Source organism: Stenotrophomonas sp. Y6, assembly GCF_022436665.1.
Lineage (GTDB): Bacteria > Pseudomonadota > Gammaproteobacteria > Xanthomonadales > Xanthomonadaceae > Stenotrophomonas > Stenotrophomonas acidaminiphila_A.
Genome location: NZ_JAKUKB010000006.1, coordinates 1 through 26211, shown reverse-complemented (window position 1 = coordinate 26211; position 26211 = coordinate 1). Strand labels below are relative to the sequence as shown.

General features: G+C 68.1%; 22 protein-coding genes. 11 read left to right on the top strand and 11 right to left on the bottom strand.

Annotated features, from left to right (window positions below):
• Positions 1–26: 26 nt before the first annotated feature.
• The 3 genes from MKP15_RS08425 to MKP15_RS08415 all read left to right on the top strand — a co-directional run bounded on the left by MKP15_RS08425 (position 27) and on the right by MKP15_RS08415 (position 5728).
• Positions 27–248, top strand: a complete 222-nt coding sequence (locus MKP15_RS08425) for a hypothetical protein (RefSeq protein ID WP_161614927.1) — start codon at positions 27–29, stop codon at positions 246–248.
• Positions 249–593: 345 nt separating this feature from the next.
• Entirely contained in the window at positions 594–2720 is a 2127-nt protein-coding gene (locus tag MKP15_RS08420) for a peptidase domain-containing ABC transporter (RefSeq protein WP_240212407.1), read from the top strand.
• Positions 2721–2977: 257 nt separating this feature from the next.
• On the top strand, positions 2978–5728 hold the full coding sequence (locus tag MKP15_RS08415) for a pitrilysin family protein (RefSeq protein WP_240212406.1): 2751 nt from the start codon (positions 2978–2980) through the stop codon (positions 5726–5728).
• Between the two features lie 99 nt (positions 5729–5827).
• Here MKP15_RS08415 and MKP15_RS08410 read toward each other — a convergent pair whose 3' ends face one another.
• Positions 5828–7378 (bottom strand): GGDEF domain-containing protein, encoded by a 1551-nt coding sequence (locus MKP15_RS08410; RefSeq protein WP_104939752.1) that lies wholly within the window; start codon positions 7376–7378, stop codon positions 5828–5830.
• A gap of 112 nt (positions 7379–7490) precedes the next feature.
• Between MKP15_RS08410 and MKP15_RS08405 the strand changes: the two genes are divergently transcribed.
• On the top strand, positions 7491–8123 hold the full coding sequence (locus MKP15_RS08405) for an NAD-dependent dehydratase (protein ID WP_240212405.1): 633 nt from the start codon (positions 7491–7493) through the stop codon (positions 8121–8123).
• Between the two features lie 26 nt (positions 8124–8149).
• Here MKP15_RS08405 and MKP15_RS08400 read toward each other — a convergent pair whose 3' ends face one another.
• From MKP15_RS08400 to pdhA, 8 genes are all read right to left on the bottom strand, one after another.
• Complete coding sequence (locus tag MKP15_RS08400; protein WP_240212404.1) at positions 8150–8908, bottom strand: SDR family NAD(P)-dependent oxidoreductase; 759 nt, start codon at positions 8906–8908, stop codon at positions 8150–8152.
• Between the two features lie 52 nt (positions 8909–8960).
• A complete protein-coding gene (locus MKP15_RS08395; protein WP_240212403.1) occupies positions 8961–9347 on the bottom strand; it encodes a VOC family protein in 387 nt (128 codons plus the stop codon).
• Positions 9348–9377: 30 nt separating this feature from the next.
• Positions 9378–10010 (bottom strand): DUF998 domain-containing protein, encoded by a 633-nt coding sequence (locus MKP15_RS08390; protein WP_240212402.1) that lies wholly within the window; start codon positions 10008–10010, stop codon positions 9378–9380.
• Between the two features lie 31 nt (positions 10011–10041).
• Positions 10042–10380 carry a hypothetical protein gene (locus MKP15_RS08385; protein ID WP_240212401.1) on the bottom strand — a complete coding sequence of 113 codons (339 nt, stop codon included), beginning with the start codon at positions 10378–10380 and terminating at the stop codon, positions 10042–10044.
• 208 nt (positions 10381–10588) lie between these two features.
• Positions 10589–11944, bottom strand: a complete 1356-nt coding sequence (locus tag MKP15_RS08380) for a dihydrolipoamide acetyltransferase family protein (RefSeq protein WP_104939747.1) — start codon at positions 11942–11944, stop codon at positions 10589–10591.
• Position 11945: 1 nt separating this feature from the next.
• Positions 11946–12296 carry an SH3 domain-containing protein gene (locus MKP15_RS08375; RefSeq protein ID WP_182335426.1) on the bottom strand — a complete coding sequence of 117 codons (351 nt, stop codon included), beginning with the start codon at positions 12294–12296 and terminating at the stop codon, positions 11946–11948.
• A gap of 1 nt (position 12297) precedes the next feature.
• The gene (locus MKP15_RS08370; RefSeq protein ID WP_104940285.1) at positions 12298–13284 is read right to left on the bottom strand and encodes an alpha-ketoacid dehydrogenase subunit beta; all 987 of its coding nucleotides are present in this window, start codon (positions 13282–13284) and stop codon (positions 12298–12300) included.
• Positions 13285–13366: 82 nt separating this feature from the next.
• On the bottom strand, positions 13367–14455 hold the full coding sequence (gene pdhA, locus MKP15_RS08365) for a pyruvate dehydrogenase (acetyl-transferring) E1 component subunit alpha (protein ID WP_240212400.1): 1089 nt from the start codon (positions 14453–14455) through the stop codon (positions 13367–13369).
• Positions 14456–14732: 277 nt separating this feature from the next.
• On the opposite strand from pdhA, the gene MKP15_RS08360 reads away from it, so the two are divergent.
• The 4 genes from MKP15_RS08360 (at position 14733) to MKP15_RS08345 (ending at position 19155) form a co-directional block, all read left to right on the top strand.
• On the top strand, positions 14733–15614 hold the full coding sequence (locus tag MKP15_RS08360) for a tryptophan 2,3-dioxygenase family protein (protein WP_240212399.1): 882 nt from the start codon (positions 14733–14735) through the stop codon (positions 15612–15614).
• Between the two features lie 199 nt (positions 15615–15813).
• Complete coding sequence (locus tag MKP15_RS08355) at positions 15814–17304, top strand: oligopeptide:H+ symporter (protein WP_240212398.1); 1491 nt, start codon at positions 15814–15816, stop codon at positions 17302–17304.
• A 10-nt stretch (positions 17305–17314) separates the two neighbouring features.
• Positions 17315–17911, top strand: a complete 597-nt coding sequence (locus tag MKP15_RS08350; protein ID WP_240212397.1) for a thioredoxin family protein — start codon at positions 17315–17317, stop codon at positions 17909–17911.
• Positions 17912–18030: 119 nt separating this feature from the next.
• Complete coding sequence (locus MKP15_RS08345) at positions 18031–19155, top strand: hypothetical protein (RefSeq protein ID WP_240212396.1); 1125 nt, start codon at positions 18031–18033, stop codon at positions 19153–19155.
• A gap of 97 nt (positions 19156–19252) precedes the next feature.
• Here the strand turns inward: MKP15_RS08345 and MKP15_RS08340 are convergent, their stop codons facing one another.
• On the bottom strand, positions 19253–19747 hold the full coding sequence (locus tag MKP15_RS08340; protein ID WP_104939739.1) for a MarR family transcriptional regulator: 495 nt from the start codon (positions 19745–19747) through the stop codon (positions 19253–19255).
• Between the two features lie 125 nt (positions 19748–19872).
• On the opposite strand from MKP15_RS08340, the gene hppD reads away from it, so the two are divergent.
• Together hppD and hmgA are read left to right on the top strand one after the other, a co-directional pair.
• Positions 19873–20988 carry a 4-hydroxyphenylpyruvate dioxygenase gene (gene hppD, locus MKP15_RS08335; RefSeq protein ID WP_233996235.1) on the top strand — a complete coding sequence of 372 codons (1116 nt, stop codon included), beginning with the start codon at positions 19873–19875 and terminating at the stop codon, positions 20986–20988.
• Between the two features lie 68 nt (positions 20989–21056).
• Entirely contained in the window at positions 21057–22352 is a 1296-nt protein-coding gene (hmgA, locus tag MKP15_RS08330) for a homogentisate 1,2-dioxygenase (protein WP_240212395.1), read from the top strand.
• Between the two features lies 1 nt (position 22353).
• Here the strand turns inward: hmgA and MKP15_RS08325 are convergent, their stop codons facing one another.
• Positions 22354–22860, bottom strand: a complete 507-nt coding sequence (locus MKP15_RS08325) for a hypothetical protein (protein ID WP_240212394.1) — start codon at positions 22858–22860, stop codon at positions 22354–22356.
• Positions 22861–23277: 417 nt separating this feature from the next.
• On the opposite strand from MKP15_RS08325, the gene MKP15_RS08320 reads away from it, so the two are divergent.
• Positions 23278–26136, top strand: a complete 2859-nt coding sequence (locus MKP15_RS08320; protein ID WP_240212393.1) for a TonB-dependent receptor — start codon at positions 23278–23280, stop codon at positions 26134–26136.
• Positions 26137–26211: the final 75 nt, after the last annotated feature.

Below are 26211 nucleotides of genomic sequence, written 5' to 3'. Positions count from 1 at the left end.
TGTCGCATACGTTGGAGATTGAGGATATGCGCGATTTGATGTCTGAGGAGGTTTCGTTTGTTGATGGCGCTGCTTCGCAATGCGATGCGGATGGTGGTGATGTTTTGATATTGGCGGGGCTGTCAATTGCAACGGGCTTGGGGTTTGCCGCTGGTGGCGTTGCGGGGTTTGCGGGATTGATGGGTATGTTGGCTTTCCAGAAGTCTTTGATGGATAAGCAGGCCGCATGCGAAGCTAATCTAAAATAGGTCTGACGGGCGCCAAAGTCTATTTGGCGCCCTTTGTTGGTCCTGATGGTTGATTTGGAGAATAAATATGGGAAGGCTCGTATTGATGATATTTTCTTTCTTTGTTTTTGTTGTTGCATTTTTCAGGATGGGTGGGCGGGTTAATGCAGAGGCATTTATTTCTATGGGGGCTGGAATTTTTCTTTGTTTGATGTTGTTCAGTTTTATGGATTTAAGGAGGCGCAAGGGAAGGTGATTTCCTGGGCATGCCCTGGATTTTGTGCAAGCAGGCGGTGGGCTTGAAATTGCCGGATCTGCGGCAGGACGGATCAAGGCTTGCTATTACGCATTGATAGGGCATGAAGGTTGAAACAAATCCTCCAATCCGAGTCCGCCGAATGCGGCTTGGCCTCTCTGGCAATGGCTGCTTCCGCCCACGGCCTCCATATCGGTTTGCCGCAGCTGCGCCGCCGCTTCCCGCTATCGCTCAAGGGCGCCAAGCTTTCGCATCTGATCCAGATCGCCCAGCAACTGGGCTTCTCCACCCGTCCGCTGCGACTGGATATGGAGGATCTGGGCAAGCTGAAACTGCCCTGCATCCTGCATTGGGATCTGAACCACTTCGTGGTGCTGGCCAAAGTCGGCCGCAGCAAGGTCACGATTCTCGACCCGGCCATCGGCGAACGGGTGTTGTCGCTGGCCGAGGTTTCCGAACATTTCACCGGCGTGGCGCTGGAACTGTCGCCGAGCGCCGGGTTCAAGCCACAGAAGGCGGTGCCGGCGATCACCGCGCGGCAGTTGACCGGCCCGGTGCGGGGCCTGTGGCGTGCGCTGGGACAGATCCTGTTGCTGTCGGTGGCCTTGCAGGTATTCGTGGTGCTGGCCCCGTTTTTCATGCAGTGGGTGGTGGACCAGGTGCTGGTCTCGGCCGACCGCGACCTGCTCACCGTACTGGGATTGGGTTTCGGACTGGCATTGCTGCTGCAGATTGGCATTGGTCTGCTGCGCGGCGTGGCGGTGGTGCACCTGTCGTCGCGCCTGGGCTTGCAATGGATGGGCAATGTGTTTGCGCATTTGCTCAAGCTGCCGCTGGATTTCTTCGAGAAGCGCCACTTGGGCGACGTGACGTCGCGCCTGTCGTCGGTGCAGGCCATCCAGCGCACGCTGACCACCAGCTTCGTAGAAGCCCTGATTGACGGTCTGATGGCCGTGGTCACTTTGGGCCTGATGCTGGTCTACAGCTGGAAGCTAGCGCTGGTGACGCTGCTGGCGGTGGCCCTGTACGCCGGCATCCGCGCACTGGCCTACCGCCCGCTGCGCGACGGCACCGAGCAGCAGCTTGTGGCTGCAGCGAAGCAGCAGACCCACCTGCTGGAATCGCTGCGTGGCATGCAGAGCGTGAAGGTGGCGGGCGAGGAGTCGCGGCGTCGCAGTACCTACGACAACCTGATGGTGGAAACGGTCAACAAGGACGTGAAGCTTGCACACCTTGGGTTGGGGTTCAATGGTGCCAGCCAGCTCGTATTCGGTATCGAGCGCATTGCGGTGATCTGGATCGGCGCGGTGTTGGCGCTGGGCAATGTGTTCTCGGTGGGCATGTTGATCGCCTACCTGGCCTACAAGGATCAGTTTGCGGGGCGCATGAGCGCGCTGATCGACAAATGGGTGGAGTTCCGCATGCTGCGCCTGCACGGCGAGCGTCTGGCCGATATCGTGCTGACGCCGCCGGAGGACGATCACGCGCTACCGGAAGCGTTGCCGCCGCAGGACGTACGCATCGAGGTGCGCAACCTGTCCTTCCGCTATGCCGAGGGCGAGCCGTGGGTGCTGCGTGACTGCAGTTTCAGCATCGCGCCGGGCGAGTCGGTAGCGATCATTGGTGCGTCCGGGTGCGGCAAGACCACGCTGGTCAAGCTGCTGCTGGGCCTGCTCAAGCCCAGCGAGGGCAGCATTCACGTCGGCGGCCACGACCTGCACAAGCTCGGCGCGCGCAACGTGCGCGCTATCGTCGGCGCGGTGATGCAGGACGATCAGCTGTTCGCCGGAAGCATCGCCGACAACATCGGTTTCTTCGATCCCGAGTTCGATCTTGAGCGGGTCGAGCAGGCGGCGCGGCTGGCGGCGGTGCACGACGATATCGCCGCGATGCCGATGGGCTACCACGGCCTTATCGGCGACATGGGCAGCTCGCTCTCCGGTGGGCAGAAGCAGCGCATCATTCTGGCGCGTGCGCTGTACCGGCAGCCGAAGCTGCTGTTCCTGGACGAGGCGACCAGCCACCTGGACGTGGGCAACGAGCAGTTGGTGAATGCGGCGATCCGGCGGCTGGACGTCGCCCGCGTGATCGTCGCCCATCGCCCGGAAACCATCGCCAGCGCTGATCGCGTGCTGGTGATGGAGCAGGGAAGGATCGTGCAGGAGCTGCGTCCGCAGGCTCCGCGGAGCGCGGAGGCGGTGGAAGCCGAAGCCGAAGCAGCAGCGATGCCGGTGTAGCAGGGCGTATCCGTGCATGAAGATGACGATGCCTCATGTACACATGCCTGCCCGCAATGGCCGCGGCCGGATGGCGAGGCATCCGTATGCCTGTGACGTAGACGAGCGATGAAGCCGGGCGATGCTGTCAGTTTCGACAGTTGCGCCCACAAGCGCGTTCCGGCTCAAATCGTCAGGTTTGCGGCGCATGCGCGCCTTGCAGTGAATGCCGGCGGTGTACGGGCCGGCGTGTCGTGTCGATCATCAGACAAGGGGAAATGATGCTGAAACTGTCTTCCTGCGCCCTGGGCGTGGCACTTTCGTTTGCGTTGATGCCGGCGGTATACGCCAAGGGCGAGTCGGCGACGCTGCCGCGCGCCGTGACGGCCGGGCCGTGCGTCGAGGGGATCTGCGAGTATCGCCTGCCCAATGGACTGCGGGTGCTGCTGTTCCCGGATGCGAGCAAGCCCACCGTCACCGTCAACCTGGTCTACGGCGTGGGCTCGATGCAGGAGAACTACGGTGAGACCGGCATGGCGCACCTGCTGGAGCATCTGCTGTTCAAGGGCACGCCGACGCATCCGGACATCCCCGGCGAGATGCAGCAGCGCGGGGTGAGCAAGAACGCCACCACCTCGCTGGACCGCACCAATTACTTCGCCTCGTTCCCCGCCAACGACGACACGCTGGACTGGCTGTTGGCGCTGGAAGCGGACCGCATGGTCAATTCCAGGGTCGCCAAGGCCGACCTGGACAGCGAGATGACCGTCGTCCGCAACGAGATGGAAGCCGGCGACAACAATCCTGCAGGCGTGCTGATGAAGCGCATGCGTTCGGTCGCCTACGACTGGCACAACTACGCCAACCTGCCCATCGGCGCGCGGTCGGACGTGGAGAACGTGCCGATCGGCAACCTGCAGGCGTTCTACCGCACCTGGTACCAGCCGGACAACGCGCTGCTGATCGTGGCCGGCCGCATCGACGCCGACACCACGCTGGCGCGCGTGGCCGCGCATTTCGGGCCGCTGAAGAAGCCGGCGCGCGTGCTGCCGGCGTTCCATACCGTCGAGCCGACCCAGGACGGCGAGCGCGAGGTGACGGTGCGCCGCAGCGGCGACCTGTCGCTGGTGGCCACCACCTACCACGTGCCGGCGCTGGCGCAGGCCGACAGCGCGGCGCTGGCGGTGCTGGGCAATGTGCTCGGGCATACGCCCAGCGGGCGCCTGCACAAGGCGCTGGTGGAAACCAAGCTGGCGGTGGGCGCGGGAGCCGGCAGCGGGAGCATGCGCGATCCGGGGCTGTTCAACGTGATCGCGGTGCTGCCCAGGGACGGCGACGCGGCCAAGGCCGAAGCCGAGCTGCTGCGGCAGGCCGAAGCCATCGCGGCCCGGCCGGTGACCGGGGAGGAAGTGGAGGCGGCCAAGCAGCGCATCGCCAACGACCAGGAGAACCTGCTCAACAACGTCAACGCGGTGGCGATGGCATTGTCCGAATACCAGGCGGCCGGCGACTGGCGCCTGCTGTTCATGCAGCGCGACGCCATCGCCAGGGTGACCGCGGCGGACGTCAACCGGGTGGCGGCGGCATACCTGAAGCCGAGCAACCGCACGCTGGGCCGGTTCGTGCCCACCGATGCGCCGGACCGCGCCGAGGTTCCCGCCGCGCCGGCGATCGCCAGCGTGGTCGACGGTTACACCGGCCGGGCGGCGGTTGAGGCGGGCGAAACGTTCGAGGCGACGCCGCAGAACATCGCCGCGCGCACGCAGACCTTCACCCTGGGCGAGGGCCTGAAGGTGTCGCTGCTGCCGCGCCGGACGCGCGGGCAGACGGTCACCGTCAACGCCAGTTTCGAGTTCGGCAACGAACAGGCCGTGACCGGGCGCGACACCGCCGCGCAGTGGGTGGGATCGATGCTGCTGCGGGGCGCGGCGGGGCTGAGCTACGAGCAGCTCGTCGCCCGCTTCGACGCGCTCAAGACCGAGGCGTCCATCGGCGGCAACCTGCAGGGCGCGCAGATCCGCCTGAGCGGCAAGCGCGAAACCCTGGCCGAGGCGCTGGCACTGGCCGCGCAGGTGCTGCGCCAGCCGGACTTCCCGCAGGACCAGTTCGAGCAGCTGCGGCTGCAGGCCATCACCGGGATCGAGGCGCAGCGCAAGGAGCCGGGCATGCAGGCGTCGATGGCGATGGCCAGGTACTTCGATCCGTGGCCGGCGGGCCATCCGCTGCACGCCGATTCGCTGGACGAGTCCCTGGCCAAGCTCAAGGCGCTGAAGCTCGACGACCTGCGCGCCTGGCACCGCGATTTCTACGGGACCGCCAGCGGCCAGATCAGCGTGGTGGGCGACTTCGATCCCGACGCGGTGAAGGCGCAGCTGCAGGAACTGTTCGCCGGCTGGAAGTCGCCGGTGCCTTACGCGCCCATCGCCACGCGCTACCAGCCGCGCGCCGCGCACCGCGAGAGCTTCACCACGCCGGACAAGCCCAACGCGGTGCTGCTGGCGCGGCAGAACCTGTCGCTCAACGTGGCCGACGCCGACATGCCGGCGCTGAGCATCGCCGTGGACATCCTGGGTGGCGATCCGCTCAAGTCGCGCCTGGCCGACCGCATCCGCCAACGCGAAGGCCTGAGCTACGGCGTGAGCGCCGGCCTGCGCGCGGACGACAGCCGCGTCGGCCGCGACGACAACGGCAGCCTTACCGTGCAGGCCATCGCTGCGCCGCAGAACATGGGCAAGGTCGAGACCGCATTGCGCGAGGAGCTGGCACGGCTGGTGTCCGACGGGGTGACCGCGCAGGAAGTGCGCGACGCGGTGGCCGCGCGCATCGTGCAGCGCGAACAGTCGCGCGCCAGCGATGCCGCGGTGGCCGGCCTGCTGCAGGGCCTGCTCGATTACGACCGCACCATGGCGTTCGTGATCGAGCGCGACGCGGCCTACCAGGCGCTGACGGTCGAGCAGGTCAATGCCGCCATCCGCAAGCACCTCAAGCCGGAGAGCCTGAGCGTGTTCGTGGCCGGCGACTTCAAGTAACGCCGCATCAGGCAAAGGGATGCCGGGGCGGCCACGTGCCGCCCCGGTCGTATCGCTGGACGCGCGTCCGCGGGGCCGCGGTCCGCGCCGGCGGCAGGGTCAATCGGCGTTGCCGACCCGGTCGCGACCGGCCTGCTTGGCCGCGTAGAGCGCGCGGTCGGCGCGCTGCAGCAGTGCGTCGGCGGATTCGCCCGGGCGCCATTGCGCGACGCCGGCGCTGAAGCGCACGTGCACGCGCTGGCCCTCATGCTGGAACGGGCGGTGGGCCAGCGCTTCCTGCAACCGCCGCAGCTGCGCGTCGGCCTGGTCCTGGGGCATGCCGGGCAGGACCAGCACGAATTCATCGCCGCCGAGGCGGGCGACCTGGCCGTGGCTGCCCAGGCGGGTCTGCGCGGTCGCCACCAGGTGGCGCAGCGCATGGTCGCCACCGGCGTGGCCATGGTCGGCGTTGGTGCGGCTGAAGTGGTCCAGGTCCAGCATCGCGATGCTGAGCAGCGGCTGCGCGCCGCCCATCGCTTCGGCCAGGACGTCCTGCAGGCCCCGCCGGTTCAGCGCGCCGGTCAGCGGGTCGGTGCGCAGCTGGCTGCCGGCTTCCTCCAGCTCGCGCTCGAGCTGCTGCACCCGCTGTTCGGCGGCCAGCGCCTCGGCGCGCGCGCTGGCCAGGCGGTCGCGCGCGCGCAGCGCCTGCGCCTGCACGCGCGCGGTGTCCTGCAGTACGTTCTGCAGCAGCTGGCCCAGGTCGGCCAGGCTGCGCGCCTGGCGCACCGCCACCGCGTAGCTGGCGATGCGGTCGTGGTAATCGCCGGTTTCCGAGGCCATGCCTTCGACCTGCTCGACGAAGTCGACCATCAGGTCCTTCATCGCCGCCTTGGATTCCTCGATGCCCTGGCGCAGCACGCCCTGGCGGTAGATCACCTCGCGCAGGTCGTTGCGGGTGCGTTCCAGCGAGGTGCGGTCCAGCGGCCCGGCCAGCACCTGCCGCACGTTGCCGATCTGGCCATGCAGCCAGCTGCCGCCGTCGATCAGCTCGGCGATGTTGTGCAGCAACAGGTCGAACAGGTTGAGCAGCAGGTCGTGCTGCTCGTGCAGGACATCGTTGCGCACGCCCACCTGGTGGCACAGCTCGCGCAGGTGCTGTTCCACCGGTTCCAGCGATTGCCCGGATTGCCAGCCGCGCAGTTCCTCGCCCATGCGCCGGGCCTGGGTCTCCAGTTCCGGCGCCTGCTGCAGCAGGCTGGACAGCACCGCGCCGAGGGTGTTGCGCAGCATGTCGCGCAGCCGCTCGGCTTCGCTGTTGCCGGCCTGCGCCGGTTCCAGGTCGATGGTGCGGATGTACTTGTCGATCAGCTGGCGCAGCAGGCGGCCGTAGCGCTCCCATTCCTGGCCGTCGTAGGCGCTCTGCAGCAGCCGCCCGAGATCGCCGAGCTCCCCGGGCAGGCTGGACATGCCCTGGGCGAACGCGTGCAGCAGCGCATCGGGCGCGTGGGCGTGGCCGAAGATCCGCTGCAGCGGCGTCGTGCCGTGGCCGTGCGCGGCGGCTTTCGGCGCCGGCGCGGCCGCCGCCGGGGCGCCGGCCATGACCTGGCGGCGTGACAGGATGCGTCCCAGTCCGGCAGGCTTGGAGGGCGGAATGTCGGTGCTGTCGGCCATCGCGAGGCGGTTCCGGACGGGCTGTGCGGACGGGCCGCGGGCGGGGGATCGATGTCCCCCATTATCGGCGAGGCGGATGCCGGCTTGAACCGCCGGGCAGAGGAGGAGCGGGATGCGCGTACTGCTGGCCGGAGCGACCGGCCTGGTGGGGTCTCAGGTGCTGCAGCGGCTGCTGGCCGATACCCGCTGCACGGCGGTGGTGGCACCGGTGCGGCGGCCGTTGCCGCTGCAGCATCCACGGCTGTCCGCCCCGTTGCTGGATTTCGACGCGCTGCCGCTGCAGGCGCCCTGGTGGCAGGTGGATGCGGCGATCTGCACGCTGGGCTCGACCCTGAAGCAGGCCGGCTCGCGGCAGGCGTTCGCGCGCATCGACCATGGCTACCCGCTGGCCATCGCCCGCGCGGTGAAGATGCACGGCTGCACGGTGTTCGCGCTGAATTCGGCGATGGGCGCCAACCCGCGTTCGGCGTTCTTCTACAACCGGGTCAAAGGCGAACTGGAGCGCGACCTGCGCGCACTGGGGTTCGCGTCGCTGGCGCTGGTGCGGCCGGGGTTGATCGGTGGCGCGCGCTCCGAGCCACGCCCGGGCGAGCAGGCGGCGGCGCGGGTGCTGGGTGCGCTGGGGCCGGTACTGCCGCGCGCATGGCGCACCAACCCGGCCGGGCGCATCGCCGCGGCGCTGGTGGAGGCGGCGCTGGCGCCGGCGCCGGGGGTGCGGGTGATCGGCTCGGCGCAGCTGGCATAGCCGCCGCGCGCCGGGAGCGGCCGCGCTCAGGCCGGCAGCGACTGGCCGCCATCCACCGCCAGCACCTGCCCGGTGATCCAGCGGGCGGCGGGCGAGCACAGGAACACCGCGGCCGCCGCCACGTCGGCAGGGTCGCCGAAGCCCCCAAACGGAATCCGGTCGCGGACGCTGGCGTACAGCGCCGGTTCGGAGGTGCGGCGCTGGTCCCACAGGCCGCCGGGGAACAGGATCGAGCCGGGGGCGATGGCATTGACGCGGATGCGCTCGCGCGCCAGCTCGGTGGCCAAGGTGACGGTGTAGTAGTCCAGCGCGGCCTTCGCGGTGGAGTAGGCGGTCGCGCGCGGTGTCGGCACGCGGGCGTTGATCGAGCTGACGTTGAGGATGGCCGGCATCGTGCTGCGCCGCAGGTATGGCAGCGCCAGGCGGTTGCTGCGCACCGCGGCCATCAGGTCGATGTCGAAGCCGGCCTGCCAGCTGGCGTCGTCGTTGCCGTTGCCGAACCCGGAGGCATTGTTGACCACGATGTCGATGCCGCCGAGCGCGGCGGCGGCGGCCTCGATCCAGGCTTCGATCTGTGCCGGGTCGGCCAGGTCGCAGGCGTGCACGTGGACGTGGGCGGCAGTGGCCTGGAGTGCTTCCTGTGCGCGCTGCAGGCCGTCGTCGCCGCGTGCGCACAGGCCCAGGCGCACGCCGTGCCGCGCGAACGCGGTGGCGATGGCCAGGCCGATGCCACGGCTGCCGCCGGCGATCAGCACGCGGGCATCGCGCAGTGGCTGAACCGTCATCGTGGCGTCTTCCGCGGGAACCGGTGGGTATTGTCGCCGCAAAGGCCGCGGTTCACGGCCAGGTCGTGGCCGGCTGCCCGTTGTCGGGGTGCTGCATGCGCACCACGCAGAAACGGTGGCCGGTCGGCGCTTCCATCACCCACCAGCGCTTGACCAAGCCGATGCGGCGCGCGCCCAGCGCTTCCAGCCGGTCGGCTTCGGCGTCGATGTCGTCCGCTTCGATGTCCAGGTGCACGCGCGGGGGATGGCTGACGCGCTGCACTTCCACGTGCAGGCCGCCGGGGGCGCCGGACAGTTCGGCGTACTGCGCGCCGTCGGTGTCGGTCTCGGGGGTGCGCGGTGCCAGCCCCAGCGCCGCGCTCCAGAAGCGGGCGGCGGTGCCGGCGTCGGTGTCCTGGCAGTCGATGATGAAGCCGGCCAGGCGGCTGCGGTGGGCCATGCGCGTGCTCCTGCGGTGGGAACCGCGAGCTTACGCCCCTGCCATGGGCGGGCGCGTGGCGGCAATGGCCCGCGCCGGCCCACCGAGCCGCCACGCGGCGCCGCACAGCACGCCATAGACCAGCCATTCGGCCAGCCGTTGCAGCAGCCCGCGCCAGGCCTGCAGTTCGGGCAGGGCCATCAGCACGAACAACAGCAGCCAGCTGGCCGCCAGCCCGGCCCACAGCAGGCGGATGCGGGCCGGCAGTCGTGGCGCGGTGGCCAACAGCAGCAGGCCCAGCGCGGTTCCGCTGTAGGTGAGCATGCCCAGCAGGGTGTGCAGTTGCTGGTCGAGACTGCCGGTCGCCGGGCAGCCGGGGTCGCAGGGCGCCAGCGCCGAGCCGATCCAGGCCAGTGGTTCGCACATCAGCAGCCAGTAGCCGAGCCGGCTGGCGCCACGGACCGGCGCCAGCCGCGCGCAGGCCAGCAGCAGCCAGGCGGCGAGCAGGCCCACCGGAACGAAGCCGGCCAGGCTGATCAGCCGCGCATGCGCGCTGCCGCTGGCGCCCAGTTCGCTGATGTACTGGGCCATGTGCGAATAACCGGGCTTGAGCAGCGCGCCGCCGAACAGCATGCCGAGGTAGGCGAGCACCAACAGTGGCACGATCCGGCGCGGGTGGGACATGGCGGTCGCGGCGCGGGTGCCGGAGGCCGGATCAGCGCGCTGCGCTGGCCAGGAACAGCTCGACCTTGCCGCAGGACGGGCAGGCATGCAGGTCGAACGCCTCGCGGTTCACCAGCAGTTCGCCGAGGTTGCCGAGCAGGAACGGCAGCGCCTGGGAGCCCTCGTGGAAGCGCTTGCGTCCGGCGAACACCATCGGCGTGCCGGGGCAGCGCAGGCAATTGATCAGGCGCGGCGGCCGGGCCGCCGGATCGGCGTTGTCGGGGCGGAAGTCCGGGTCCGCGCTGCCATCGACGCGGGTGCCGCAGTTCCAGCACTGCTCGAACGTGTCTTCGTTGCTTTCCCTGCAGTGGCTACAGATCCAATGGGTCATGGTCACGCCTGTCCTGTGCGATGCGCGCATCGTAGCGTGACCCGGGGCGTCGTGGTGACCGGCGCGCGGGCCGCGCCAGGGTGAGCGGCCGGGCGCATCGACGGCGGTGCCCGCCGCGGTCGCGGGCGTTGTCGCCATCGAGCACGGCAAAAAAAAGCCCGCATCGCTGCGGGCTCAAGTTCTGCTGCAAAGCGTTCGCCCGGGGCGGTCAGTGCGGCCGCGCCAGATCGTCGATCAGCACGCGCAGGAAGCGCGCGGCCTCGCCGCCGGTGCAGGCGCGGTGGTCGAACGTGACCGACAGCGGGATGACCTTGTGGGTTTCCACCCCGCCCATCACCGGCGTCACCTGGAAGCGGGCGCGCCCGGCGGCGACGATGGCCACGCACGGCGGCACCACCACCGGGGTGGCATAGCGGCCGGCGAACATGCCGAAGTTGGACAGGCTGATGGTGTAGCCGCTCAGTTCCGACGGGGCGATGCTGCGCTCTTCCACCTGCTGGCGCAGGCGGTTGATGCCTTCGCGGACGCCGCGCGCGTCGAGCATGTCGGCGTTGCGCAGGGCCGGCACGAACAGGCCGTCGTCGGTGTCCACGGCAATGCCGATGTCCACCTGCGCGTGCAGGGTGCGGGTGAGGGTGTCGCCGTCGAACCAGGCGTTCATCGCCGGCACCGCCTGGCAGGCGGCGACGATGCCGCGCACCAGCCGCGAGGTCATGTCGTTGCCCGGTGCCCAGGCATGGATGTCGGCATCGTCGGTCAGCGTGGTCGGCACGACCTTGCTGTGCGCGTCGGCCATCACCCGCGCCATGTTGCGGCGCACGCCCTTGAGCGGCTCCGGCTGGCCCTTGGCGACCACGCCCGGGGGCGCGGTGCGCATCGGCCTGCCGGCGGCGGACAGCGGCGTGCGCGCGGCATCGGCACGCACGGCCGGCGCCGGCGCGGCGGCCTGGACCGCCTGCGGTGCCGCTGCCGGCGCGCTGCCGACCTTGGCGGTGCCGGCCTCGGCGGCCTGCTTCACGTCGCTCATCGTCACCGCGCCGTCGGCGCCGGTGGCACGCACCCGCGCCAGGTCCACGCCGAGCTTGCGCGCCATCGCGCGCACCGCCGGCACCGCCTTGACCCCGCCCACGGCCACGGCCTGTTCGGTGTGCACGGCGTTGGAGCTGACCATCGCCCCGACCACGGTGCCTTCGTCGGCACGTTCGGCGGCAGCGGGAGCCGGTGCCGGCGCCGCGGCAGGCGCGGGCGCCGCAGCGGCCGCTGCCGGTGCGCCGTGGTGGTGGCCGGTGTCCTGGCCTTCGGCGCGCTGCGGCAGGTTCGGATCGATCTCGAACTGGGCCAGCATGTGCCCGGTCACCACGATGTCGCCGGCGCCGCCGGCCAGCTTCAGCACCTTGCCGGAGACCGGCGACGGCACTTCCACCACCGCCTTGGCGGTCTCCATCGACACCAGCGGCTCGTCCAGCTTGATCACGTCGCCTTCCTTGACGAACCACTCCACGATGGTCGCGTCCGGCAGGCCTTCGCCCAGGTCGGGCAGGTTGAAGTTCTTGGTCTGGCTCATTTCAGGGGGTTTCTTCCAGTAGTTCCAGGTCGCGTGCCGGCAGCCAGCCGAGCGCACCATTGGCGCGTTCGGCCCACCACCAGCCACCGTGTTCGTGATGCAGTCGCACCATCTCGCCGCTGTCCACGTCCAGCTCCTGCGCGGTGTAGTCGCGCAGCGCCTCGGCGCGGCCATCGCCGAGCACGCGCAGCCACGCCACCGGCGCCCAGCCGGCGCGGTTGTCGGCGGTGCGCACCCAGGCGAAGTCCGGCCATTCCTCGTCGCGCACGCCGAGCTCGACGATCTCCCCGGCGTGGAAACGCAACGGCACCGGGTACTGGCTGCGGTAGGCGTTGAGCAGTCGCGCGCGCATGTCAGCCGGCCGCCACCGCGCGCCTTGCCGCCGCCACGATCCGCTCCACGCTCGGCAGGTATTTCATTTCCAGCCGGAACAGCGGGATGTGGGTGTCGTAGCCGGTGACGCGCTCGACCGGCGCCAGCAGGTCGTACATCGACTCCTCGGCCAGGCGCGCGGCGATTTCGGCACCGAAGCCGGCGGTCTTGGGCGCTTCCTGCACGATCACGCAGCGGCCGGTCTTGGCCACCGACTCGGCGATGGTGGCGAAGTCCAGCGGGCGCAGCGTGGCGACGTCGATGACCTCGGCGCTGATGCCTTCGCCGGCCAGCTTGTCGGCCGCTTCCAGCGCTTCCTTGACCTGCGCGCCCCAGGCCACCAGGGTCACGTCGGTGCCGTCGCGCAGCACGAAGCACACGTCCAGCGGCAGCGCCTCGCCGTCGTTGGCGACCACTTCCTTGTACTGGCGGTAGATGCGCTTGGGCTCCATGTAGATCACCGGATCCGGCTCGCGGATCGCCGCCAGCAGCAGCCCATAGGCGCGCTGCGGGCTGGACGGCAGCACCACGCGCAGGCCCGGCACGTTGGTGAAGATGGCCTCGTTGGCCTCGCTGTGGTGTTCCGGCGCGCGGATGCCGCCGCCCCACGGCACGCGCAGCACCATCGGGCAGTGCAGGCGGCCGCGGGTGCGGTTACGCATGCGCGCGGCGTGGCAGATGATGTGGTCGACCATCGGGTAGACGAAGCCGTCGAACTGCGCTTCGGCCACCGGCTTCATGCCCTGCACGGCCAGGCCGACGGTGAGTCCGGCGATGGTGGTCTCGTCCAGCGGGGTGTCGAGCACGCGCTGCGCGCCGAACTTCTGCTGCAGGCCGGCGGTGGCGCGGAACACGCCGCCGTTGACGCCCACGTCCTCGCCCAGCACCAGCACCGACGGGTCGTGCTCCATTTCCCAGGCCAGCGCCTGGGTCACGGCTTCGATCAGGGTGATGGGGGTGGCGGTCATGGGGGTCTCTCCGCTGGCGCCGGTCGCGCCGTGGTCGCTGGCAAGGTCGTGGCCGGCCGGGACGCCGGTGCTGCGCTTGATGTCATCCATGGCGCTGCTCCAGGGCAATGGCCGCGGCGCGCTGGGCCAGCAGGTCCGGCGGCGGGTCGGCATACAGGTAGTCGAACATGGCCTCCACCGGCTGCACCGGGCAGTTGAGGTAGGCATTGACCTCCTCGTCCACGCGCGCGCCGCATTCGGCGATCCAGTTCTTCTCCTCTTCCTCGCTCCACACGCCCTGCGCGGTCAGGTACCTGCGCAGGCGGATCAGCGGCTCCTTCAGCCACGCGGCCTTGACCTCGGCGTCGTCGCGGTAGCGGCGCGCGTCGTCGGCGGTGGTGTGGTCGGACAGGCGGTAGGTGAGGAACTCCAGCACGGTGCCGCCCTGGCCGGACAGGGCACGCTCGCGCGCCTGTTCCATCGCCGCCAGCACCGCGATCAGGTCGTTGCCGTCCACCTGCAGGCAGAACAGGCCGCCGGCCAGGCCCTTCTGGGCCAGGGTCTGGGCGCCGGTCTGGGCCGAACGCGGCACCGAGATCGCCCAGCCGTTGTTGACCACGCACAGGATCAGCGGCAGCTGGTAGGCACCGGCCGAGTTCACCGCGGCGTAGAAGTCGGTCTTGGAGCTGCCGCCGTCGCCGCACACGGTCACCGCCACCTGCGGCTTGCCCTGCAGCTTGAACGACAGCGCCGAGCCGGCCGCGTGCAGGCACTGGGTCGAGATCGGCACGCAGATCGGGAAGTCGCGCGCGGCGTCGCTGTCGCGGTCGTAGTCGCTGCCGCGCTCGTCGCCGCCCCAGTACATCAGCACGTCGCGCGGGCGCACGCCGCGCATGAACATGGCGCCGTACTCGCGGTAGCTGGGGGCGAACACGTCGCCGGGCTTCATCGCCGCGCCGATCCCGACGTGGGCCGCTTCATGGCCCAGGCAGGAGGCGAAGGTGCCGAGCTTGCCGGTGCGCTGCAGGGCCACGGCCTTGGTGTCGAACACCCGGGTGGCCAGCATCTGCCGGAACAGGGGCAGCAGCGCGCGCGGATCGCGCAACGAGGCCGGCAGGTCGTCGCGTACCAGGCTGCCGTCGGCATCCAGGTACTGCAGGTAGTCGATGTGGAACTGGGCGGAAACCGTCATTGCAGCAACACCTTGGACAGATGGTTTCAAATGATAGGAATTGCGCATGGTAAGGAATCGGGCGGGAAAAGCCGTCCTGCGCCGCAGCACGAAATCCGTGCGCCGGCCCATGGGCGGCCGCCGCGGCACGTGGATCCAACGCATTCAGCCAGCCGCCGCGGCCGCCGGCCGATTGTCGCGCCGGTTGCAATCGCAAGTGTTCGCTTTCCGTTTGCGCGGGCAGCGGCCGCCGCCCGGGCCGGGTTACCCTTTGCGCCCCACGCAGATGGCAAGGCCGATGACCGTAGAACAGAACCAGCGTGAGCTCGAAGCCGGCATCCACACCGACCTGCACGGCCGGCTCACCTATGGCGGCTACCTCTGCCTGGACCGGCTGCTGTCGGCGCAGCAGCCGTTGTCCAGCCCGGCGCACCACGACGAGATGCTGTTCATCATCCAGCACCAGACCTCGGAGCTGTGGCTGAAGCTGCTCGACCATGAACTGCGCGCGGCCATCGGCTTCCTGCAGCGCGACCAGGTCTGGCAGTGCCGCAAGGTGCTGGCGCGCGGCAAGCAGGTGCTGCGCCAGCTGACCGAGCAATGGTCGGTGCTGGAAACCCTGACCCCGTCCGAGTACCTGGGCTTCCGCGACGTGCTCGGTCCGGCCTCCGGGTTCCAGTCGCTGCAGTACCGCTGCATCGAGTTCCTGCTGGGCAACAAGAACGCGGACATGCTGGCGGTGTTCGATTACGACCCGGAGGGGCAGGGGCGGCTGCGCCGGACCCTGGAGGCACCGAGCCTGTACGAGGAGTTCCTGCGCTACCTGGCGCGCTTCGGCCATGCGCTCCCGCCGGAGTACGCCGGCCACGACTGGACCCGCCCGCATGTCAGTGATCCGGCGCTGCGGCCGGTGTTCGAGCGCATCTACCAGGACACCGACCGCTACTGGCGCGAGTATTCGCTGTGCGAGGACCTGGTGGACCTCGAGTCGGCGTTCCAGCTGTGGCGCTTCCGCCACATGCGCACGGTCATGCGGATCATCGGCTTCCGCCGTGGCACCGGCGGTTCCAGCGGCGTGGGTTTCCTCAAACAGGCGCTGGAACTGACCTTCTTCCCGGAACTGTTCGAGGTGCGCACCAGCATCCGCGGCGATACCGGGGCGGTGCCCGCCGGGACCTGAAACGCCAACGTATTCAGTATTTTGGACGGGGCTGCGGCCGGTCACGGCCGCAGCCGCCCCGCCGCCGCCCGGGCCGCCGGCGCGGCGCTTGTGGATTTGACGTGAAGCCGGCGCTTCGGTGATCCTCGCGCGTCGTGCCGATTCCGGCCGACTTCCTTTGCATCATCTGCCCAACGAATCACTCAGGGGGAAACCCAGCATGAGCGCTGCCGCGCCGAATTCCGCATCCACCCCGGCGCCCGTGCCGGAGTTCAAGAACCTCCTCGGCCACCCGCGTCCGCTGTGGATGCTGTTCATGACCGAGTTCTGGGAACGCTTCGCGTTCTACGGCATCCGCTGGGCGCTGGCGCTGTACATCGTCGCCCAGTTCGCCGAGAGCCAGGCCGGGGCCAGCAAGCTCTACGGCGCCTATCTGGCGCTGGTCTACGCGGCGGCGCTGTTCGGCGGTTTCGTCGCCGACCGCATCATCGGCTACCAGCGCTCGATCCTGATCGGCGCGGCGGTGATGTCGCTGGGCCTGTTCCTGATCGCCATTCCCGACGACCGCGTGTTCCGCATCGGCCTGGCCACGATCATCGCCGGCAACGGCCTGTTCAAGCCGAACATCTCCAGCATGGTCGGGCAGCTGTACGGCATCAATGATTCGCGCCGCGATTCGGGCTTCACCATCTTCTACATGGGCATCAACGCCGGCGCGCTGGTCGCCCCGGTGCTGACCGGCATCCTGGCCGACAAGCTGTTCGGCACCGAGGCCATGCCGGCCTACAAGTACGTGTTCATCGCCTCCGGCATCGGCATGCTGATCAGCCTGGTGTGGTTCTGGATCGGCCGCCGCCAGCTGGGCAGCGTCGGCGCGGCCCCGGCCGGGGCGGGCATTGGCCGCACCCTCGCGGTGTTGGTCGGCGCGCTGGTCGCGGTGCCGGTGGCCTATGGCCTGCTGACGATCGACGCCGGCATCCTCGGCTGGATCCTGGGCGCGCTGTTCACCGCGCTGTGCGTGATGATCCTGGTCGAGGGCATCCGCGAGGGCAAGGTGGCGCGCGACCGCTCCATCGCCATGCTGATCATCTTCGTGTTCAACGTGCTGTTCTTCATGTTCTTCGAACAGGCCGGCAGCTCGTTCAACTTCCTGGCGCAGAACATCGTCGACCGCGACCTGGCGGGCTGGATCTTCCCGATCGGCTGGTTCCAGTCGGTGAACTCGGTGGCCATCCTGGCGCTGGGCCCGATCTTCGTGTGGCTGTGGACCGCGCTGGGCAAGGCCAACCCGTCGATCCCGCGCAAGTTCGGCCTGGGCCTGATCTTCAACGGCCTGGCCTTCCTGCTGCTGATGTACGCGCTGTCCTCGCTGGTCGACGACGCCGGCAAGATCCCGTTCTGGACCCTGTTCATGGTCTACGTGATCCAGACCGTGGGCGAGCTGTGCCTGTCGCCGATCGGGCTGTCGATGACCACCAAGCTGGCCCCGCTCAAGGTCGTCGGCCTGGCGATGGGCGGCTGGTTCCTGTCCACCGCCATCGGCAACAACCTGTCGGGCATCTTCGCCGCGGTGGTCAGCGGTGAAAGCGGCATGACCGTCGAGTCGGCGCTGAAGGGGTATACCTTCGGCTTCTGGTCGCTGCTGGGCGCCGGCGTGCTGCTGTTCCTGATCGCGCCGCTGGTGCAGAAGCTGATGCACGGCGTGAAGTGAGGAAACCACGATGAAGCGGATGTCCGGTGGAATATCCCTGCTGCTGGCGGCGCTGCTGGGGGGCTGTGCGCAGCCACCGGCACCGCCGGCGGAGAAGGTGCAGCCGCTGGATACCTCCGAACAGAAGGCGCCGGTGGCCGATACCAGCCAGCCGGTCGCCTCGGGCAATACCCCGGCCGCGGCGGACATCGCCGCCGTGGCCGCGCTCAACGCGCAGTTCGACCCCGCGCGCGACCCGGTCGCCGACCTGGAGACGGCCAAGGTCGAGGCCCAGCGCGGCGGCAAGCGGATCGTGCTGGACGTGGGCGGCGAGTGGTGCTCCTGGTGCCACCTGATGGACGCCTTCATGGAAGGCGACTCGGAGATCCGCCGCTTCCGCGACGCGCATTACGTGTGGATGAAGGTCAACTACAGCGAGGACAACGAGAACGCGGCGTTCCTGTCGCGCTTCCCCGCCATCACCGCCTACCCGCACCTGTTCGTGCTCGACGCCGAGGGCCAGCTGCTGCATTCGCAGTTCACCGGCGAACTGGAGAAGGGCAAGGGCTACGACCGCACCCGCTTCTTTGCGTTCCTCAAGCAGTGGGCGCCGCCGGCCACGCCCTGAGCAGGGCGCGGACGAGGCAAGCGACGGCGACGCAGGGCGCCGTTTTCAATCCGGACTTCATTTCCGTGGCCAGCGGCCGCTAACGGGAGCATTCGCTTGCTCGCCGGGGCCGATTGCCGATGTCGCTTCCTTCCGATGCCACCCTCGAAACCAGCGTCCCGGCCGCCGCCGGGGCGACGGGCACGGGCCTGCCCACGGTGGACGCGCTGATGGACGAGCAGCCACCCGCCGATACCGATGCCGATGCGCCGGCGCCGCGCTACCGGCTGCCGCAATCGGCGGTGCCGCCGACCATCATGCTGCAGGCCGCGGTGGCGCGGCTGGTGGAGCAGAAGGAGCGCATCGACCGGCTGGCCCGCGAAGGCCTGCTTGACGGCCTGTTCCCCGCCGAGTGGAGCGCGGTGCCGGGCAACGAGCTGCGCGCGTTCGTCGCCTCGGTGGTGCCGTTCGCCTCGGACAGCGTGCGCGGCGAGACCGTCGCCGCGCGGGTACCGTTGAAGTACCTGCTGGGCCAGTCGCATCGCTGGGGCAGGGATGACGTCGCCGAGCCCCGTTCGCTGAGTGCGTTCCTGGCCAGCGACGAACGCGCCGCCGCGGGCGCGGCCGATGCGGCCGAGGTGATGCTGCTGGGGCCGCTGGGGCTGGGCTGGGCCCAGGTCGGCCGCAGCCGGGTCGGCTTCCTGCGTGCGATGGGGGCCGAGTCACTGGCCGCGCGGGTCACCGCGTTGCCGTACCCGGCGCCGGAACAGCTGGCGCTGTACCAGGTGAGCGTTGCCGGCGCCACGCAGGTCTGGTGCGTGCTGGACAACCGCAGGCTGCGCGCGCTGTCGGCGCCGTCGCTGAGCGTCCCGTTGTTGACCGCCTACGGCGTCGTCGCGCCACAGGCGTGGCCGGCGCAATGGCCCGATCCGGTCGAGGTGGATGCCGAACTTGGCCTGGCCAGGGCCGGCAAGGGGGCCCATGAGGTTGACCTGGTCAGGCTGGTGGACAAGATCCAGCGCAGCCGGGCCGGCGAGGCCTGGAGCAGCGCGAGCCTGATGCAGCTGCATACCTGGGTGCCCCGCTGGCGCTTCTTCCTGGCCTCGTTCATCGGCCTGCCGGCGGCACTGCTGCTGATCGCGGCGCTGGCCCTGCCCGGTCGCGTCGAGGCCGCGGCAGTGGCGGCGGCGCTCGGCTTCGCCGGTGGCGCCATTGCCGCGCTGGCCGCGCCGTGGATCTACGCGCGCCGCAAGTTCCTGAGCTGAGCAGAGCGGTGGATGCGCAGCCTGCGCCGCATGGACTGCACCGGTACCGTGTCCTGCCGGGCGTGCCCCGCTTCCACGGGAAAGACCGCCAGGCGTTTCAATCCAGGGTCATCTGCGCCAGGCCGGCATCGGCCAGGCGGGTGATGAGCCGTTCCAGCACCTGCTCTTCTTCCTCGGTGAGCACCGACATCAGTTTGCGGGTGATCTCCATCACCATCGGCGCGACGGTCTCGTAGACCTCGAAGCCGGCCGCCGACAGCGCCAGCACCGAGCGGCGGCGGTCGTCGCCATGGGTCTCGCGGCGGATGAAGCCGCGCTCCAGCAGGCGCGCCACCGCGCGGCTCACCGCGACCTTGTCCATCGCCGTGCGTTCGGACACCTCGCTCGCCGACGAGCCGGGGTACAGCGCCAGGATGGTGATCACGCGCCATTCCGGGATCGACAGGCCATAGCGCTCGCCGTACAGGCGCGCGATGTTGCCGCTGACCCGGTTGGACAGCACGCTGATGCGGTAGGGCAGGAACTGTTCTAGATCGAGCAGCACGTGCGAGGCACGGATGCTGGTGGACTTGCTGTAATCGGAAGCGCTCATGCTGCAGTGCACCTTGATGGTGGTTTCATGTGAAACTATAACCTTCGGTTCTGACCCGCGTTCGCCGCGTGTCTTCCTGTATTGCGCCGCCGGCTGCGGCGACGACCCACTTCCGGAGGCAACCCATGAACACCCACGTCCACGCCGCATCCAACGCGCCCAACCTGGGCATGCAGGTGACCACCTTCGAGAACCCGATGGGCATCGACGGTTTCGAGTTCGTCGAATTCGCCGCGCCGGCCGGTCAGGCCGCCGGGCTGCACGACTACTTCAGGAACATGGGATTCACTGCCGTGCTCCGCCATCGGCAGCGTGCTATTACCGTCTACCGTCAAGGCGGCGTCAACTTCCTGGTGAACGAGGAGCCGGATTCGTTCGCCGCCGACTTCGCCGCCAAGCACGGCCCGTGCGCCTGCGGTTTCGCCATCCGCTTCCAGAAGCCGGCCGCCGAGGTGCTGTCCGCGGCGCTGGGCAACGGCGCCGAGGAAGTGACCCTGCTGGCCGACACCCGCGCGGTGCCGGCGCCGGTGATCAAGGGCATCGGCGACTGCATGCTGTACCTGGTGGACCGCTATGGCGAGGCCGGCAGCATCTACGATGCGGACTACGTGCCGGTGGACGGCGCCGAGCAGGACCCGAAGGGCTTCGGCCTGACCTTCATCGACCACCTGACCCACAACCTGTACCTGGGCAACATGCAGAAGTGGTCGGATTACTACGAGCGCCTGTTCAACTTCCGCGAGATCCGCTACTTCGACATCAAGGGCGCCAAGACCGGCCTGGTGTCCAAGGCGATGACCGCGCCGGACGGCATCGTGCGCATTCCGCTCAACGAGTCGTCCGACCCGAAGAGCCAGATCAACGAGTACCTGGACGCGTACAAGGGCGAGGGCATCCAGCACATCGCCTGCTTCACCGACAACATCTATGACACCGTCGAGGCGATGCGCGCGCACGGCATCGAGTTCCTGGATACGCCGGACACCTACTTCGACGTGGTCGACCTGCGCATCCCCGACAATGGCGAGGACGTGCCGCGCCTGCGCAGGAACAAGATCCTGATCGACGCCGACCCGGAAACCAAGCAGCGCAAGCTGCTGCAGATCTTCACCCAGAACTGCATCGGCCCGATCTTCTTCGAGATCATCCAGCGCAAGGGCAACGAAGGTTTCGGTGAAGGCAACTTCCAGGCGCTGTTCGAGAGCATCGAGCGCGACCAGATCAAGCGCGGCGTGCTGTAAGCAAAGCGCTCCAGGCCCCTCTCCGGTAGGGAGAGGGCTCTGAAAACAGCAAACAGGCAGGCAGCTCCATGCTCAGCAACGATTATCAGACCGGTTTCGGCAACGAGTTCGCCACCGAGGCGGTGCCCGGCACCCTGCCGGTGGGGCGCAACTCGCCGCAGCGCGTGGCCCACGGGCTGTATGCCGAGCAGCTGACCGGCACCGCGTTCACCGCGCCGCGCGGCAGCAACCGCCGCAGCTGGCTGTACCGCATCCGCCCGGCAGCCATGCACGGCGAGTTCACCCCGTTCGCGCAGCCGTGCCTGCACGGCGATTTCAGCCACGCGGCGGTGTCGCCCAACCAGCTGCGCTGGAACCCGCTGCCGCTGCCGCAGGCGCCCACTGATTTCGTCGAGGGCCTGTACACCATGGGCGGCACCGGCTCGCCCGAGGCGCATGCCGGCGCCGCGATCCACCTGTACGCGGCCAACGCCGACATGCGCGGCCGCTATTTCTACAACGCCGATGGCGAGCTGCTGGTCGTGCCGCAGCTGGGCCGGCTGCGGCTGCGCACCGAGATGGGCGTGCTGGAGGTCGAACCGCAGCAGATCGCGGTGATCCCGCGCGGCGTGCGTTTCGCGGTGGAGCTGCCGGACGGGCAGGCGCGCGGCTATGTCTGCGAGAACTTCGGCGCGCTGCTGAAGCTGCCCGACCTCGGTCCGATCGGCAGCAACGGCCTGGCCAACCCGCGTGATTTCGAAACGCCGGCGGCCGCGTACGAGCACCTGGAGGGCGATTTCGAACTGGTCGCCAAGTTCCAAGGCCGGCTGTGGCGCGCCGCCATCGGCCATTCGCCGCTGGACGTGGTCGGCTGGCATGGCAACTACGCGCCGTACCGCTACGACCTGCGCCGCTTCAACACCATCGGCTCGATCAGCCATGACCATCCGGACCCGTCGATTTTCCTGGTGCTGCATTCGCCCAGCGACACGCCCGGCACCAGCAACCTGGATTTCGTGATCTTCCCGCCGCGCTGGCTGGTGGCCCAGGACACGTTCCGCCCGCCGTGGTTCCACCGCAACATCGCCAGCGAGTTCATGGGCCTGGTGCATGGCGCGTACGACGCCAAGGCCGAGGGCTTCGTGCCGGGCGGCTGCTCGATCCACAACTGCATGACCGGCCACGGCCCGGACGCGGCCACGTTCGACAAGGCCTCCGCCGCCGACCTGTCGCGGCCGGACGTGATCACCGACACCATGGCGTTCATGTTCGAGACCCGTGGCGTGATCCGCCCGACCGAGCAGGCCATCGCCGCTGCGCACCGGCAGCGTGACTACCAGGCGTGCTGGAGCGGGCTGCGCGACAACTTCGTGCCGCCGCGGTGACTCAGGCCGGCAGTGGTGTGTCCAGCACCGCTGCCAGGCAAGACTCGGGCAGTACTTCGCGCAGGCGCTCGCGCACGCGGCCGACGTAGCCGTCCGACGCCATCGCCGGCAACTGCGCCAGCGCCAGCCGCAGCGCATGCACGGTATCGTCTTCGCCGCGGGTGGCCTGCAGCAGCTGGTGCAGGCGCGCGGCGGCGGGGTGGCGCTGCAGTGCCAGCATGTCCAGCAGGTAGATGCGCGCGGCCACCAGCGAGCGGCGCCGTGCCGCCGCCGATGGCGCGGCTTCGGGCACGGCTGCCGGCGCCGGTTCCGGCTGTGCCATGTGCAGGTAGCCGTCACGCTGCAGCCGCGCGATCAGGGCCGGGGCGTCGTCACCGAGCAGGGTGACCAGCTCGGCCAGGTCGCGCTTGCCGTCGCACAGGATCAGGGCGCGGCGCTGGCGCAGGTCCAGCGGGGCACGGTGGGCCTGGAGGGCGGCATGCGCGAGGTCGGTCTTGCGCGGTTGCATGGGCGGAAGGGCGATGCGGCGCGGAGCCCCAAGCCTGCCCGTCGCAGGTGAAAGCGTGATGACATGGGCTATCGGGAACGTGCATTTGGTCAAGGTTCCGGCGGCACTGAAAGTCGTGGTGCTTTTGCCCTATATCCGTCATTTATTCCCGCCAGGTGGCTTGCCTGCAGTCCATGTCGATGGAGGCATGGCTCCGCAAGGTAATGTGATGCTTATCACTTCTGGCGCGTTGGTCTTGGCCGGCCCCGTATCAGCCGGAGTTTGCTGAGTCAGGTTTGGGGTGTTAGCTTCCCATTAAGCGCTGCCATATGGATTCGACGCTGCAATGGTGTCGAAAGGGGGCCATGCGCTGTCCGGGGGCGGCGAGGGAGATTCGCCGCAGAAGAGGTATCCATTCAAAGATCCAGGGGTTAATCGATGAAGACACGTAAATTGTGTGATGCGATTCTCGTTGCATTGATTGGTACGGCTGGGCTTGCAGGCACGGCAGCCGCGCAGGACGCGGAAACAAAACCCGACGCCAAGATGCTCGACACGGTCACCGTGACCGGCACCCGCATCAAGAGCCAGACCATGACGGCTTCCAGTCCCGTCGCGGAAATCGACCGGGAGGCCTTCAAGAACACGGGTGCGACACGTGCGGACGATCTGATCAACCAGTACCCGCAGATGGCGCCCTACTTCGACAATTTCGCGAATAACGGCGCGCAGTCGTATCCGACGGCGGATCTGCGCGGCCTGGGGCCGGGCCGCACCCTGACCCTGGTGAACGGGCACCGCCTGCCGCCGGGCACCTTCGAATCGCGCGATATCAGCATCGTGCCCGCGGCACTCATCAAGCGTGTCGATCTTCTGACCGGCGGTGCCTCGGCCGTTTATGGCTCCGACGCGATCGCCGGTGTAGTCAACTTCGTCCTGGATACCAATTTCGAAGGTATCAGCCTTAATGCCGGCACCTCGGCCTACCGGCACAAGAACGACAATTCCTATCTCCGCGGGAAAATGGACGAGGTCGGGTATACCTATCCGAGGGGCGATTCGGGTTTCGACGGAATCTCGCGGAATGTGGACATCGCCATCGGTGGCAAGTTTGGCGAAGGCAAAGGCCACGCGATGGCATGGATGACCTGGCGCGAGAACGACGCGTTGATGCAGGGCGATCGCGATTACTCTTCCTGTGCCCTGAATGCGAGCGGCACTGCCTGTGGTGGCTCGGGAACCGCGCCGATCCCCAATTTCTACATCTATGACGCCGACTACGTGCTTTCGGATACGGGCGGCGCCGCGCACTTCGATCCCACTACCGGCAAGTGGGCGCCGGACATGGGCCAGCTGTACAACTACGCGCCCATCAACTATTACCAGCGCCCCGATACCCGTTATAACTTCGGCGCATCGGTTCGCTATGACGTTAATGACTATTTCCGTCCCTATGCGGAAATGATGTACGTCAACAAGAAGAGCAGCATCCAGGTCGCGGAATCCGGCACGTTCTTTGCTCAGACGCTTTCGATCGCGTGCGATGACCCGCTGATCAACACCATGTGTTCGGATCTGGGACTTTCGGACGCCGAACCGCTGGAGATCTATGTTGGCAAGCGCAACAACGAAGGTGGCGCCCGCAGGACCAGCGACGATACCAATTCATGGCGTCTGATCGGCGGTGCCGAGGGTTTCATCAACGACACCTGGAGCTACAACGCCTCGTACGCTTTCAGTCGTACCGAGAATACCAATATCGGGCGCGGCGACTTCCTGTCCGACCGCGTCGCGTCGGCGCTACTGGGCTGCCCGGCGGGCTCCTTCGCCGGCTGCGTTCCCTACAACGTCTGGGTACCGAATGGGGTCACCAAGGAGGCGGCCGAGGCATTGCAGGGCGTCAGCATGGTGTCGACCAGTACCTCGATGAAGGTACTGAACGCCTATGTGAGCGGAGACCTGGGATGGGGTTTTCCCACGGCCGACAACGATCCGATCAAGCTGGTGTTTGGCTATGAATGGCGAAAGGAACATTACGAGGTCGAGGCCGACAGTAATTCCGCGTCCGGCAACTTCACGGGCGCTGGTGGCCCCGTGACCGCGATCAATGGCGATGTGAGCGTGCGCGAACTGTTCATGGAAAGCGCGGTGCCACTGGCGCAGGACATGGGGCTGCTGCGGAGCCTGTCGCTGGACCTGGGCTTCCGCGCATCCGACTACAATCTGTCCGGTCGCGCCAATACCTATAAGGTCGGCGCCAATGCCGAGCTGGGCCCGGTGCGCCTGCGCGGTGGCTTCAACCGCGCCATCCGCGCCCCGAACATCGGTGAGCTGTTCTCGCTGCAGTCGATCTCCCTGTGGGAAGGCGAAGATCCGTGCGCTGGTTCCAACCCGGTCTATACCGCGGCACAGTGCGCCAATACCGGCGTGACCGGCGCCCAGTATGGGAACATTCCGGCCAGTCCCGCCGACCAGTACAACCAGTATGCGGGTGGCAACCTGGAGCTGACGCCGGAGAAGGCCAAGACCTGGACGCTGGGTGCGGCGTACAGCCCGATCGATGGCCTGGATCTCAGTCTTGATTTCTACGATATCAAGATGACCGATCGCATCGCCGATATCGGCGCCTCCACGATCCTCGAGTTGTGTGGCAGTACCGGCAACCCGACGCTGTGCTCGATGATCCACCGCCGTAGTGGAAGCGGTGATCTTTGGATCGGCAATGATGTGGCGACCACGGGTTACATCGAGAACCTGACCGGCAACTTCGGCAAATCGCATCACCGTGGGTTCGACTTCACCGCGGCCTATGGTTGGGATGCCCTGGGTGGCCGATTCAACACGACCTTCGTTGGTACCCGTACGCAGAAGGTTGAGATCGACAACCTGCCCGAGATCGAAGGCACGAAGTTCGATTGCGCTGGCAAGATCAATGTTTCCTGCCTGAATCCCAAGTGGCGCCATATCGCCAATGCCAGCTTCGCGCGTGACTGGTACAGCGTCAATCTGCGCTGGCGTTACACCGCCGGTGTCGATTATGTAAATGCCGTCACCGGCAGCAAGCTCAGCACGGACAAGCTGTTGGTGGCCAATGGGAACAAACTCAGCGCAGCCAACTACTTCGACCTGTCGGCCAACTTCGACATCGGTCCCATGGTGTGGACGATGGGCGTCAACAACATCGCGGACAAGGAACCGCCGATGGTCGGCAACGCGCTGGCACTCAACGGCAATGCTCCGGGTGGCTACGACCAGGCCGGCCGCTACTTCTTCACTAGCGTCAGTGTGAAGTTCTGATGTGAGTTGGCGTGGGGGGGGGGGCGGGGGGGGGGGGGGGCGGGGGGGGGTGGGGGGGGGGCGGGGGGACATCTA